The organism is Alterirhizorhabdus solaris, assembly GCF_007785815.1.
GTDB classification, from domain to species: domain Bacteria; phylum Pseudomonadota; class Alphaproteobacteria; order Sphingomonadales; family Sphingomonadaceae; genus Alterirhizorhabdus; species Alterirhizorhabdus solaris.
The window spans coordinates 1-12,941 of sequence record NZ_VNIM01000105.1 but is presented as its reverse complement, the minus strand read 5'-3'; the positions used below and the strand labels follow the sequence as shown (position 1 = coordinate 12,941).

The window sequence follows — 12,941 nt, the reverse complement described above, 5'->3', positions numbered from 1 at the left end:
CCATCGCCCTGCAGCAGGCGATCGAGAAGGCGGTGTACGGCCTCGTGATGGAGGGCGTGGAGCTCAAGCTGTGGGATTTCGCCGACAGCGCGGCGGGCGCGCCCTTCCTGCTCAAATACCGCGACGAGCGCGACGGCAAATACCCGCAGGAGCGGATCGCGGCCGCGCTGAAACGATCGCAGCTCGCCCCGAAGGTACGCCAGGTCCGCAAGGATGACGAGGAACGCACCAGCGACCGCGCGCCCCTCCCGGCGCGGCGAAGCGGGGGCTGACAAGATCAGGCGTCGCCGTTTCGATCACCGTGTCGAACGCGACGCCGACAATAATCCATCGAATGGCGTTGCAGCGCCTTCCGAGGGAACAAGCGTCTCCAGAGAGAGGCGGATACCGGGGTGGGTCGCCCCGGAACAGAAGGCAGGACGTCGAACCAATCCGTGCCCGGATCCCAACGGCTGATCGACCGGGCAGATAAAAGGACCAGACCCATGAAACGCACTATTCTCGCATCGGTTTCCTTCGCAGCCCTCATGTTGTCCGCCGGCCCGGTGATGGCCGGCGCTTCGAACACGGCTACGATCAATCAGGGCGGCACCGCGCAGAAGGCGGAGACGACCCAGGCCAACGCCAGCACGTCGTCGGCGACAACGACCCAGAGCGGCGCCAACAACACCGGCAACACCACGCAGGCTGGTGCCGCAAACCGCTCGACAATCACGCAGAGCGCGACGGGCGCGGGCGCGACGGCCAACGTCAACCAGAACCGCAATCAGGCGCTGTTCGGTCTCGACGCGGGCCACAGCAACGGTTCGACCGTCACCCAGTCGGCAAGCGGGGCGAAGGTCGTTGTCAACCAGACGGGCGAACTGAACCGCTCGACGGCAGGGCAGACCGGGGCCGCAACCCTCGATGTCAATCAGACCGGGATCAACAACAAGTCGACCGCGAACCAGAGCGCAAATGGCGCCATCGGTAACGTGCGGCAGGAAGGCTTGCCGGCGATCGGCGCTTTCGGCACGGCGCAGGGTGATAACCAGTCCACTCTGACGCAGGACGCCGCCGCGCAGGCCTATGTCTATCAGCGGTCGACCGGCACCAACGGCTTCCCCTCGAACGATTCGACCGTCACGCAGAACACCGGTGCGACCGATGCGATCGCCAACCAGACCCAGGTCGGCGACAACAACGTGTCGGGTGTGACCCAGTCTGGCGAGCGCGTCCTGTCCAACGTGAACCAGGATGGTTCGCTCAACACCGCGACTGTTGACCAGTCGGGTGCCGACAGCATTTCGGGCATCAGCCAGCTCGGTTCCGGCGCGACCGCCACCGTGACCCAGAGCAGCACCAGCAATCTGTCGAACGTCACCCAGCGTGCCGGCGGAAACGTCATTGTGACGCAGGGTGGCGGTCTGGACTCCGCAGCCCGTGGCTACATGGGCCGCGCGAACAATGTTTCCAGCATCGACCAGACCGCGACGTCGGGGGCCGCTCGGGCGACCGTCGATCAGAATGGCGAGGTCAACTTGGCCGGGGTGTCGCAGAGCGCGGCAGGCACGGCAAGCGTCACGCAGAGTGAGTATTACAATACCGCCTCAGTGACGCAGAGTGGCTCGACCGCCGGGGCCAGCGCCACGGTAACGCAGCGCGGTATCGTCGGCAGCGGGCGGTTCTTCGGCGGCAACCGCGCCAACGTGGACCAGTCGACGGCGGCAACCGCCGTCGTGCGCCAGACCGGTGGATCGATCAGCGCCGCACGCGATACGAGCAACGTCACCAACGTGAACCAGAGCGGCCTCGGCAGCATCGCCGATGTCACGCAGGCCGGCCTCGGCAACAATGCGATCGTGAATCAGGCGGCCACCGGCGTATCGCGCGCCTATGTCTACCAGATCGGTGACTCGGTCACGGTTGCGAGCACCAACAACGCCGATATCGCGCAGTCCGGCGCCGACCAGAACGCCGGCGTGGCGCAGCTCGGCAACAACAACGACGGCCGGATCACGCAGAACGGCAGCGGTAACCGGGCCGGCGTGGCGCAGGCCGGCTTCACGGTTGCCAGCCTGTCGGCGGCGCTGAACGGCAACTTCACGGGTGCCGCCCCGATCGGCGACGGCAATGCCCAGAACAACTTCGCTGTCGTTCAGCAGCAGGGCACGGGCAACGATACGGCCGTGCTGCAGAGCGGTGACGGCAACACGGCCGGCGTCACCCAGGATGGCACGGGCAACGATGCGTTCGTCACGCAGAGCGGCATGGGCGGGTTTGCCTATGTGACGCAGGGGGCCGGCAGCATCGGCAACGTCGCCACCATCGCGCAGGGCGGCACCGGCAACTACGCCTCGATCAACCAGTAACGTCTATTCCGGCGGCATCGCCTGCGGGCGGTGCCGCCGGAAAGCCGGTTCTGATCCGACCACTTTACGCCCCGCGCGATCATGTTGATCGCCGATGGGCGAATCAGGAAACAGCCATGAAACGCATCATCCTCGCTTCCGTCTCGGGCATCGCGCTGCTCGCCGCTACCCCGCTGCTGGCGGCCAATTCCACCAGTGAGATCAATCAGGGCGGCACTGGCAACAACGCGCAGTCCAATCAGACCAACTCGACGACCAAGAGCACGTCGAAGATCGATCAGGTCGGCCAAGCCAATAACGCCAACGTCACGCAGTCGGACAACGGCATCGTGCTGAACGCCGACGGCACGGTCTATACCCCGTCGAACACCTCCGAGGTGAAGCAGGGCGGGGCCGGCAATGTCGCCACCGTGTCCCAGCAGCAGCGGACCGGTCGTGGGTCGAACGTGTCGCAGATCGACCAGAGCGGCGCCGGCGCGAGTGGGACGGCCTCCAGCGGCAGCACCGCCGACGTGGTGCAGATCGGTCACAACAAGTCGATCATCACGCAGACCGGCGTCGCCTCGTTCGGTGTCGTTCGCCAGGGTGAAGCGACCCAGGCGGTCGGTGGCAACGTCTCCACCATCACGCAGGACGCGTCCGACAGCGCGCTGATCCTTCAGAACACCGTCACACCGCCGACCGTGGTGGGCAATTACGGCGGCAACCGGTCGACCGTGACGCAGGCAGCGGGCGATAACGCCACGACCGTGGTGCAGAGCGGCCTCTACGCTACCTCCACCGTGGATCAGCGTGGCAATTCCGACGCCTATGTCGAACAGCGCGGCGAATCGCAGACCAGCGATGTCACGCAGGTGGGTGACGACAACAACACCGGTGTTCTCCAGCGCGGCGCGAACGGAAACGTGCTCGTCAGTCAGACCGGCAGGTCGCAGAGGGCGAATATCGACCAGAACACGACCGGCGCGGCTTCGTTGGCGGCGGTGGTGCAGATCAGAGGTTCGGGCAACCGCGGCACGGTGACGCAGACCGGTGACAGCCTGATCGGTGCCGTGGTGCAGGCCGGCACGACCAACGAGGCGGCGGTTTCGCAAACGGGCGCCACCAGCCTTGCCGGCATCGCTCAGGTCGGCACCACGAACACCGCCGGGCTGAGCCAGGTCGCCGCCGGCAGCGCCGCCGGCATCGCGCAGTACGGCACCCGCAACGGCACGACGGTGAACCAGCAGGGCACCGGCAATCAGGCCGGCGTGATCCAGGCCGATGTCGATGCCGCCGCCTTCCCGGCCGCTCTTGCCGGGAGATTCGAGGGTCTTGCCGCCGCCGAGCAGGTGTCGCGCAACGCCGCCAACGTCTCGCAGAGCGGGTCCGACAACCGTCTTCTGTCGCTGCAGCGGGGCAATGATAACCAGGCGTTCCTGACGCAGACCGGGACCGACGGCAAGGTGACGTCGATCCAGGGTGGCAGCTTCGGCCTCGTCACGATCAGCCAGGGTGGCATCGGCAACGAGGCGCGTGTCGTGCAGGCGCAGGGCAGCAGCAACAATACCGCCGCCATCTACCAATAAGGTCCGGCATGGTTCGTCCGTCGTCACGGCGGCGGGCGGACCATCCACGTTCCCGGCGCGTTTCGCCGCGAAAGGATATCGGGATGATCGTTCGTTTAACGAAACTCGGCATCACCGGCCTGATCGCGGTGCTGGCAGGGGTCATCGCCACGCCGTGCCTCGCGGCGGGCAGCAGCGCCTACATCGCCCAGATCGGTGACGGCAATGTCGGCACCGTCACGCAGCAGGGGGCGGTGAACGCCCGCGCCGATCTCCGGCAGGCGGGCGGCGGCAACAGCGGCAGCATCGAACAATCCGGCCTGGGCGCGATGAGGGCCCGGCTGGCTCAGGTGGGATCCGCCAACAACGGGATCGTGCAGCAGAACGGGCCCGCCGATAACGAGATCCTGCTTGCCCAGACGGGCAGCGGCAATATCGCCCGGTCCCGCCAGACCTCGACCGACGCGACCAATTTCGCCGCGCTGACCCAGACCGGGGCGAACAACGTGATGGCGCTTGCCCAGAACGGTGCCGGCAACAACGCCACGCTGAACCAGGTCGGCAGCGGCAACGCGATGACCGCCACGCAGAATGGCGACGGAAATCAGTTGAGCTGGACACAGATCGGCAGCAATCTGGCCGACATGGGTATTATCCAGTCCGGTGGTCAGGCGATGAAGATAACGCAAACCGGCGCCGGTAAATGACGCGCGGCCTGCGCCATCGCCTGTGTGCGCTGATGGCGTGGGCGGTCGCCCCGATCGGCGTGCCGGCAGCGGCGCAGACGCTGGAACCGGCGGGTGTTGTCGGCCAGATCGACGTGGCCGCCCCGCGTGGTGATCGCGCACGGGCCGGGCAGATCAGCCAGCCCAGCCGCATCGTGACGCCGGGCGGTATCGCGCCGGCGGGATCGACGCGCCGTGGCGCACAGCCCGCGCAGATCGCCGCGCCGGGCGATGCGGGCGCGCCGGTGCAACTGACGCCCACCGGACGGTCGGCCAGCGGACCGGCGCAGGTCGCCCCGGCACCGCGGAGCGCGCAGGCGGCCCCACCGCTTTCCACCCCCGCGCAGGGGCGCACCGGCGCGACGACGCGTGTGGCGGGGCGCGATCGCTGCGATCCTGCCGCGAAGACCGCCGCGCGCGTACCCTGCACGACGGTGATCGAAACGCGCGGCAGCGAGTTCCCGCCACCGGGCGTCGAGCCGCTGTCGCCCGAACAGCGCCTGTTGGTCGAGGAGCGCGTGATCCCCCAGCGGACGCTGGACCAGCAGCAGGCGGCCGGCGATGCGATCGCGCGCAGTGCCAATCGCCGGGTGGGGCGCGATGGCGCGGATGCCTCGGCGCCGGCCATGCAGGGGATCGCGTCGATCGTGCTCGCGCCACCGCCCGCCGCGCCGGCACGCGAAGATCCGACCGCCGGCCTCACGCCCGAGCAGGCCGCCGCCGCCACCAGCACGCTCGGCGCCATAGGGACGACCCAGCCATGACCTCCGGTATCGCCCTGATGCTCGCCGCGCTGGCGGGCGTACCGCAGCCCGCCCCGATCAACCTGGTGGTGCGGGAGGAGGGCGGCATGGTGCGGCTCACCGTCGTCGGCCTCGCCACCACGCCCTATCACGCGCATTATACGCTGGAGGTGGCCGGGCAGGGGCCGGGGGGGATCAACCGCACCAGCCAGGGCGGCGCGGCGACCTTGCGGCCGGGCACGCCTGCCACCTTGCTGACGGTGGCGCTTGGCGGGGGTGGGGCGGGGCGCTGGACCGCCACGCTCGTCGTGACGCCGGACAAGGGCGCGCCCTACCGGCAGGAGCGCGGCTCGAAGGGGTAGGTCACCACGTCGATGGCACCGGATGATTTTCGCGAACCCATCCGGCGGGCGGGGCGTTTCATCCCCCGAAAGCGGGGATGTGATGAGCGAACAGCGGGACGACAAGCCGGAGATCAAGCCGTTCACCGGGCCGGCGGGCGGATGGGGTTCGTTGCGTTCCGTCGCGGAAATCCTGCCACGCGAGCGGGTTTCGCCCACGATCGTCGCGGAACTCACCCGGCAGAACAAGCATGACGGCTTCGCCTGCGTCAGTTGCGCGTGGCCCAAGCAATATCCACCGCATACCGCCGAGTTCTGCGAGGAGGGTGCCAAGGCGACCGCGTGGGAGCTGACCGGCCTGCGCACGACGCCGGCATTCTTCCGCGAACACAGCCTGACCGAACTGCGCGGCTGGACCGATTATCAGCTGGAACAGCATGGCCGGCTGACCGACCCGCTGAAGTACGATCCCGAAACCGATCGCTACGTGACGATTCCCTGGGAAACCGCTTTCGCCGAAATCGGCGCGCGGCTGAAGGCGATCGATCCGAAAGCAGCGGTATTCTATGCCTCGGGCCGGGCCAGCCTGGAGACATCCTATCTCTACCAGCTGCTCGCGCGGATGTACGGCAACCAGAACCTGCCGGACAGTTCGAACATGTGCCACGAATCGACCTCGGTCGGGCTGAAGGCGGCGATCGGCGTACCGGTGGGCACCACGCGGCTCGATGATTTCGAGCATTGCGACGCAATCCTGTTCTTCGGCCAGAACGTGGGCACCAACAGTCCGCGGATGCTCCACCAGCTGCGCTCGGCCCGCAAACGCGGGATCGAGGTCATCACCTTCAACCCGCTGCGCGAGCGAGGGCTGGAGCGGTTCACCGATCCCCAGAACCCGATCGAGATGGCGACCGGCGGCGAGACGGTCATCTCCACCCAATATCATCAGGTGCGCGCCGGCGGCGACCTCGCGGTGATGACGGGCATCGCCAAACATCTGATCGAGGCGGACGACGCGGCGCTGGCCACCAATGGCGAGGCGGTGCTCGATCACGGTTTCATCGCCAAGCATACCCACGGCTTCGCGCCCTTCGCCGACAAGATGCGCGCGACCGGGTGGGACGAGATCGTCGCCGCCGCCGGCCTCACCCGCCCGGCGATCGAGAGCGCGGCCAAGGTCTATGCCAAGGCCAAGGCCGTGCTCGGCATCTACGGCATGGGGCTGACCCAGCATGTGAAGGGCGTCGAGAACGTCCGCATGCTGGTGAACCTGCTGCTGTTGCGCGGCAACATCGGCCGCCCCGGCGCCGGGCCGTGCCCGGTGCGCGGCCACAGCAACGTGCAGGGCCAGCGTACCGTGGGCATCACCGAGAAGTCGGAGCTGGCGCCGCTGGACGAGATGAAGGCGCGTTACGGCTTCGAGCCGCCGCGCGAGAAGGGGCTGGACACCGTCGAGGCATGCCGTGGCGTGATCGACGGCAGCGTGAAGGCGTTCGTCGCGCTCGGCGGCAACTTCCTGCGCGCGGTGCCGGAGACGGAGGACATGGAGCGGGGCTGGGCCGAGCTCGACCTGTCGGTGCAGATCGCCACCAAGCTGAACCGCAACCACATCGTGCCGGCGCGCGGTGCGACCTATCTGCTGCCCTGCCTCGGCCGGATCGAGCTGGACCGGCAGGCGGGCGGGCCGCAGACCGTGACCGTGGAGGACTCCACCAGCGTGATCCACCCCTCGCGCGGACGGGCGACGCCTGCGAGCGAGAACCTGCGATCGGAAACGGCGATCGTCGCCGGGATCGCGCAGGCGCTGCTGCCGCCGAACCCGAACGTCAACTGGCAGGCATGGACGGGCGATTATGCCCTGATCCGTGACGAGATCGCGGCGGTGATCCCGAAGTTCTTCAAGGACTTCAACGCGCGACTAGCCGAACCGGGCGGTTTCTGGAAGGGTAACAAGGCATCCGAGCGGGTGTGGGAGACGCCCTCGGGCAAGGCCGAGTTCCTCGTACCGACCGGGCTGGACGCCGCCGGCTTCGCGGATGCCGAAGGGCGGTACCGGCTCATCACCGTGCGGTCGAACGATCAGTTCAACACCACCGTCTATGGCTATGACGATCGTTTTCGCGGCATCAAGGGCACGCGCATGGTGGTGCTGATGAACCGCGCCGACATCGCCCGCGCCGGGTTGACGGACGGGCAGATCGTGACGCTGGAAAGCGATGCCGGCGATGGCCGGACGCGCCGCGTGGCAGGCCTGCGCGTCACCACCTACAGCGTGCCGGACGGCTGCATCGCGGCCTATTATCCCGAGTGCAATCCGCTGATCGCACTGGAACACCACGCCGAGGAAAGCCACGTACCGGCCGCCAAATCAGTGCCGGTGCGGATCGTTACGGCCCAGGCTGTGGGTTCGTAGTTTAAGGCGGGTGCGTATTGAGGCGGGAAGGACGGCGGCAGGGGAATTCCGGGCGGACTTGTCGAGGGGGGGCGATGCGGCCCACCGCGAGCGCCTCGACCACCTTGGTCCGGACCCCGCTTCCTTCTCTGATCGAAACGATGGTGGACCCTCGTGTGCAGGCCATACCAGCCGGCAGGTTGCGCCACGGCGAGCCGGCGCGCAGTGCGTAGAAGGGTCGTTTGGCACCTGCCGGTCATCCACCCGTGCCGCATCACGCGAGTCGTTCGGTAAGCAACGACCCGATCAGCCACTCCGCTTCGCTCAGACCGTATCGCGCTACCCAGAGGCCCTCCGCCGGAACCCTGGACCAGCCGCCCCTCCTCGCCGCAACCGTTACAAGTTCACGATCTAGCCGCGCAGGCGCGCGCCCACCTTCTCCGCCGCCTTTACGATCCGCCCGGCGATCGCGGTGAGGTCGGATTCGGTGAAGCTCTTGTCGCTCGGTTGCAGCACCACCTCCACCGCCAGCGACTTCTCGCCCTCGGGGACGCCGGTGCCGGTGAACATGTCGAACAGCCGGGCATCGACGATCGCGGCCTTGTCCGCGCCGCGCACCGCGCGGACGAGATCGTCGGCGGGGCGGTCGGCGGCGATCAGGAAGGCGAAATCGCGCGTGACGGGCTGGAGTGCGGGGGGCGCATAGGCCGGGCGCATCCGTCCGCTTGCCCGCTTGCCCGGGATCGCATCGAGGAAGATCTCGCCCGCCATCACCGGCCCGGCAAGCCCGAACGCCTTGAGCGTGGCGGGATGCAACTCGCCGAACTCGGCCAGCACCGTCTTGGCCCCCAGCCGCAGCGAGGCGGAACGGCCGGGATGATAGACCCCCGACACCGCCGCCATCACCTGCAACCGGTCGGCCGGCGCCCCCGCCGCCGCCAGCAGCGCCACCGCCTCGGCCCTGGCGTCATGCGCATCGAAGCCGGTCGCCTTGCCCTGCCGCCAGTCGCGTGCCGAACGATCGCCGACGAGGACAAAGCCCAGCGTCGGATGTTCGGCATCGGCGGCATAGCGGCGGCCGATCTCGAACAGGCGGATCTCGGACGCGCCGCGATCGGCGTTGCGCCGCGCCGCCGCGAGCAGGCCGGGCAGCAGCGAGGGGCGCATCACCTTCAGCTCCTCGCTGATCGGGTTCGCCAGCGTCCATGCCCCGCCGCCGAACGCCGCCGCTTCGCTTTCCGAGAGGAAGCTCCACGTCACCGCCTCGTTCAGCCCGCGCGACGCGGCGGCACGGCGCACGCGTCGCTCCAGCAACTGCGCCGGGGTGGCGGTGGGGACAGCGACGCCCTCGGCGCGGGGAAGCGGGACCGACGGGATCGCGTCGATCCCCTCGATGCGGATAACCTCCTCGACCAGATCGGCGGCCCCTTCCACGTCGCGCCGCCAGCTGGGCGTGGTGACGGACAGGCTGTGGCCGTCACTGCTCTCCGCAACGGCGAAACCCAGCCGCTTCAGGATCGCGGCCTGCCGATCCGCCGGCACCGCCAGCCCGCCCAGCCGGGCGGTGAGGGCGGGATCGAAATGGATCGTCCGCTCGATCACCGGCGCGGTGCCGGCGACGACCGCCGCCGACGCCTCGCCGCCCGCCAGATCGAGCACCAGCCGCGTCGCGATGGCGAGGCCCTGATGCAGGAAGGCGGGATCGACCCCGCGCTCGAACCGGGTGCGCGCATCGCTGGCAAGGCCCAGCGCCTGCCCCGTGCGGGCGATGCCCTCGGGATCGAAATACGCGCACTCGATCAGCACGTCGGTGGTGGCTTCGGTCACGCCCGAATGCTCGCCACCCATGATGCCGCCGATGTCGTGCACCGCTGCGTCGTCGGCGATCACCGTCATCGTCTCGGCCAGCGCATAGGTCTTGCCGTTGAGCGCCTCGACCTGCTCGCCGGCCCGCGCCTTGCGGGCGACCAGCGCGCCCTCCAGCTTCGCCACGTCGTACACATGCAGCGGGCGGCCGTGATCGAGCATCACATAATTGGTGATATCGACCAGCACCGAGATCGGCCGCTGGCCCACCGCCGTCAACCGCTTCGCCAGCCATTCGGGCGAGGCACCGTTGACGACGCCGCGCACCACTCGGCCGTGGAAGGCGGGGCAGCCGGCGGGGTCGTCGGTGCGGATCTCGACCGGGCAGGGGAAGCCGCCGGCGATCACGGGCACATCGAGCGGTTTCAGCGTGCCGAGGCCCGCCGCCGCCAGATCGCGCGCGATCCCGCGCACGCCCATGCAATCCTGCCGGTTGGGGGTGATCGCCACGTCGATCACCGGGTCGTTCAGCCCGGCAAAGTCGGCGAAGGCAGTGCCGACCGGCGCGTCTTCCGCCAGCTCGATGATGCCCTCGTGCGCGTCGGAGAGTTGCAGCTCGCGCATCGAGCACATCATGCCCTTGCTCTCGACGCCGCGGATCGCCGCCACCTTCAGCGTCAGATCGCTGCCCGGCACATAGGTGCCCGGCGCGCCGAACACGCCGACCAGCCCGGCGCGCGCATTGGGCGCCCCGCACACCACCTGCACCGGCTCACCCGCGCCGGTGTCGACCGACAGCACCTGCAGCTTGTCCGCCTGCGGATGCCGCTCGGCCGTCAACACGCGGGCGATGGTGAAGGCGCCCAGCTTCTCGGCCGGGTTCTCGACCCCCTCGACCTCAAGCCCGATACGGGTGAGCGCGCCGACGATCCCGTCGAGCGAGGCGCTCGTGTCGAGATGGTCGCGCAGCCACGAGAGAGTGAACTTCATGCGCCGACTCCGCCGCTGAGGGTAGGCACGTCGAGGCTGGCGAAGCCGTAGTGCCGCAGCCAGCGCAGATCCCCGTCGAAGAAGGCGCGCAGGTCGTCCATGCCGTATTTCAGCATCGCCAGCCGGTCGATCCCGCAGCCGAAGGCGAAACCCTGCCATTCGGCCGGGTCCAGCCCGCACGCCGCGATCACCTTGGGGTGGACCATGCCGCTGCCGAGGATCTCCATCCAGCCGTCCGGCTCGGCCCCGCCGATCACGCGGCGGCCGGCCTTGTCGCGGGTATAGCCCACGTCCACCTCGGCCGAAGGCTCGGTGAACGGGAAGTAGCTGGGGCGCAGGCGCAGCACGATGTCGTCCCGCTCGAAGAACGCCTTCACGAACGTCTCCAGCGTCCACTTGAGGTGCCCCATGTGGATGCCGCGATCGATCACCAGCCCCTCCACTTGATGGAACATCGGCGTGTGCGTGGCATCGCTGTCCGAGCGATAGGTGCGGCCGGGTGCGATGATGCGGATCGGCGGCGGCTGTTTCAGCATCGTGCGGATCTGCACCGGCGAGGTGTGCGTGCGCAGCACCTTGCGCGTATCCGGCTTGAACAGGCCGAGCCAGTCCCCGGTCATCTGCTCGGGGTCGTCCAGATAAAAGGTATCGTGCATCGCCCGCGCGGGGTGGCTCTCGGGGATGTTGAGCGCGGTGAAATTGTGCCAGTCGTCCTCGATCTCCGGCCCGGTCGCGACGGCGAACCCGAGGTCGGCGAAGATCTCGGCCAGTTCGTCCATCACCTGGCTGACCGGGTGGATCGACCCCTGCGGCGCGGTGGCGACCGGCAGCGTCATGTCCAGCCGTTCGGAGGCGAGGCGGGCGTCGAGCGCGGCGGCCTCCAGCACATCCTTGCGGGCGGCGATCGCATCGGCCACGCGGGTGCGCAGCCCCTGGATCAGCGGCGCCTGCCGCTGGCGTTCGTCGGGTGACATGCCGCCCAGCGTCTTCATCAGCGCGGCGATCTCGCTCTGCTTGCCGAGCGCCTTCACCCGCACCGCCTCGATCGCGTCGAGGTTGTCGGCGGCGGCGGCCTGCGCGAGCAGGGTGGAACTTATGCTGTCGAGATCGCTCATCGAAATCCGTCTTCCTGCGTGTGCAGCGGCCATAGGACGAACCGGCGCGTCAACGCAAAGGCCGGTGCGCCGAAACGCAAAGGGGCGCGGATGGCTGGTGCCGTCCGCGCCCCTTTGGTTCAGGCCCTGGCCTTTAGGCGGCGACGCGCGCGTCTTCCGGCAGGGCGGCTTTCGCCTGCGCGATGATCGCGCCGAAGGTTTCGCCCTCGTGCATCGCCATGTCGGCCAGCACCTTGCGGTCCAGCTCGACGCCGGCCAGCTTCAGGCCATGCATGAACACGCCGTAGGTCAGGCCCTCGGCGCGCACCGCTGCGTTGATGCGCTGGATCCACAGTGCGCGGAACGACCGCTTCTTAACCTTGCGATCGCGGTAGGCATACTGGCCCGCCTTCTCGACCGCCTGCTTGGCGATGCGGATCGTGTTCTTGCGACGGCCATAATAGCCCTTCGCCTGTTCGAGTACGCGCTTGTGGCGCGCCTTGGTGGTAACGCCGCGTTTGACTCGTGCCATATCTCAATCCCTTCCGTTACAGGCCGTATGGCGCCCAGAGCTTCACGCGTGCCGTATCGGCGACGGCGAGCACGCTGGTGCCACGGTTCTGGCGGATGTACTTGGAGTTATGGCTGATGAGCCGGTGGCGCTTGCCAGCGAAACCATGCTTGATCTTCCCGGTGGCCGTCAGCTTGAACCGCTTCTTGACCCCCGACTTCGTCTTGAGCTTGGGCATTTTCGTCTCCTCAGCAGCGACGTCAGCGAATCGCCACGGCAGCCCATACCGGCCGGGCGGTTCATCCAATCGCGGAAGCGCGGGCCTATAAGGAGAGTCCGCCGCCTTGGCAACCGTGGCCCGATGGCGCTCAGCCGCTGCCCGGAACCTCGTCGTCACCGTGGCGCAGGCGACGGATTTCGGGGGCGGTCTCCTCCTTTGCC

Annotated in this window: 10 protein-coding genes and 1 pseudogene; 7 read left to right on the top strand and 4 right to left on the bottom strand. The window is 68.3% G+C overall.

Annotated features, from left to right (window positions below):
* The 7 genes and pseudogenes from FOY91_RS21795 to FOY91_RS18100 all read left to right on the top strand — a co-directional run.
* Nucleotides 1-272 (top strand): annotated as a pseudogene (locus tag FOY91_RS21795) (hypothetical protein); the annotation flags it as partial.
* A 213-nt stretch (nt 273-485) separates the two neighbouring features.
* The gene (locus tag FOY91_RS18125) at nt 486-2,351 is read left to right on the top strand and encodes a beta strand repeat-containing protein (protein ID WP_145154946.1); all 1,866 of its coding nucleotides are present in this window, start codon (nt 486-488) and stop codon (nt 2,349-2,351) included.
* 116 nt (nt 2,352-2,467) lie between these two features.
* Entirely contained in the window at nt 2,468-3,919 is a 1,452-nt protein-coding gene (locus tag FOY91_RS18120; RefSeq protein ID WP_145154944.1) for a hypothetical protein, read from the top strand.
* An 83-nt stretch (nt 3,920-4,002) separates the two neighbouring features.
* Nucleotides 4,003-4,605 (top strand): hypothetical protein, encoded by a 603-nt coding sequence (locus tag FOY91_RS18115; RefSeq protein ID WP_162527276.1) that lies wholly within the window; start codon nt 4,003-4,005, stop codon nt 4,603-4,605.
* Nucleotides 4,602-5,387, top strand: coding sequence for a hypothetical protein (locus FOY91_RS18110; RefSeq protein ID WP_145154940.1), 786 nt, complete (start codon nt 4,602-4,604; stop codon nt 5,385-5,387). The genes FOY91_RS18115 and FOY91_RS18110 overlap by 4 nt, the downstream gene beginning before the upstream one ends.
* Nucleotides 5,384-5,728 carry a curli-like amyloid fiber formation chaperone CsgH gene (csgH, locus tag FOY91_RS18105; protein ID WP_145154938.1) on the top strand — a complete coding sequence of 115 codons (345 nt, stop codon included), beginning with the start codon at nt 5,384-5,386 and terminating at the stop codon, nt 5,726-5,728. The genes FOY91_RS18110 and csgH overlap by 4 nt, the downstream gene beginning before the upstream one ends.
* Nucleotides 5,729-5,810: 82 nt before the next feature.
* On the top strand, nt 5,811-8,120 hold the full coding sequence (locus tag FOY91_RS18100) for an FdhF/YdeP family oxidoreductase (RefSeq protein WP_145154936.1): 2,310 nt from the start codon (nt 5,811-5,813) through the stop codon (nt 8,118-8,120).
* A gap of 390 nt (nt 8,121-8,510) precedes the next feature.
* Here the strand turns inward: FOY91_RS18100 and pheT are convergent, their stop codons facing one another.
* From pheT to rpmI, 4 genes are all read right to left on the bottom strand, one after another.
* On the bottom strand, nt 8,511-10,895 hold the full coding sequence (gene pheT / locus FOY91_RS18095; protein ID WP_145154934.1) for a phenylalanine--tRNA ligase subunit beta: 2,385 nt from the start codon (nt 10,893-10,895) through the stop codon (nt 8,511-8,513).
* Nucleotides 10,892-12,010: a phenylalanine--tRNA ligase subunit alpha gene (gene pheS, locus FOY91_RS18090; protein WP_145154932.1), complete on the bottom strand. Its 1,119-nt coding sequence runs from the start codon at nt 12,008-12,010 to the stop codon at nt 10,892-10,894. The genes pheT and pheS overlap by 4 nt, the downstream gene beginning before the upstream one ends.
* Before the next feature lie 133 nt (nt 12,011-12,143).
* Nucleotides 12,144-12,521, bottom strand: coding sequence for a 50S ribosomal protein L20 (gene rplT, locus FOY91_RS18085; RefSeq protein ID WP_145154930.1), 378 nt, complete (start codon nt 12,519-12,521; stop codon nt 12,144-12,146).
* Nucleotides 12,522-12,537: 16 nt separating this feature from the next.
* Nucleotides 12,538-12,738 (bottom strand): 50S ribosomal protein L35, encoded by a 201-nt coding sequence (rpmI, locus tag FOY91_RS18080; RefSeq protein WP_145154928.1) that lies wholly within the window; start codon nt 12,736-12,738, stop codon nt 12,538-12,540.
* Nucleotides 12,739-12,941: the final 203 nt, after the last annotated feature.

Excerpts from the sequence above, each read along its gene's own strand:
- FOY91_RS18125 (WP_145154946.1), top strand. The coding sequence starts at position 486 with ATGAAACGCACTATTCTCGCATCGGTTTCCTTCGCAGCCCTCATGTTG.
- pheT (WP_145154934.1), bottom strand. The coding sequence starts at position 10,895 with ATGAAGTTCACTCTCTCGTGGCTGCGCGACCATCTCGACACGAGCGCC.
- rpmI (WP_145154928.1), bottom strand. The coding sequence starts at position 12,738 with ATGCCCAAGCTCAAGACGAAGTCGGGGGTCAAGAAGCGGTTCAAGCTG.
- FOY91_RS18120 (WP_145154944.1), top strand. The coding sequence starts at position 2,468 with ATGAAACGCATCATCCTCGCTTCCGTCTCGGGCATCGCGCTGCTCGCC.
- pheS (WP_145154932.1), bottom strand. The coding sequence starts at position 12,010 with ATGAGCGATCTCGACAGCATAAGTTCCACCCTGCTCGCGCAGGCCGCC.
- FOY91_RS18100 (WP_145154936.1), top strand. The coding sequence starts at position 5,811 with ATGAGCGAACAGCGGGACGACAAGCCGGAGATCAAGCCGTTCACCGGG.
- FOY91_RS18115 (WP_162527276.1), top strand. The coding sequence starts at position 4,003 with ATGATCGTTCGTTTAACGAAACTCGGCATCACCGGCCTGATCGCGGTG.
- rplT (WP_145154930.1), bottom strand. The coding sequence starts at position 12,521 with ATGGCACGAGTCAAACGCGGCGTTACCACCAAGGCGCGCCACAAGCGC.
- csgH (WP_145154938.1), top strand. The coding sequence starts at position 5,384 with ATGACCTCCGGTATCGCCCTGATGCTCGCCGCGCTGGCGGGCGTACCG.
- FOY91_RS18110 (WP_145154940.1), top strand. The coding sequence starts at position 4,602 with ATGACGCGCGGCCTGCGCCATCGCCTGTGTGCGCTGATGGCGTGGGCG.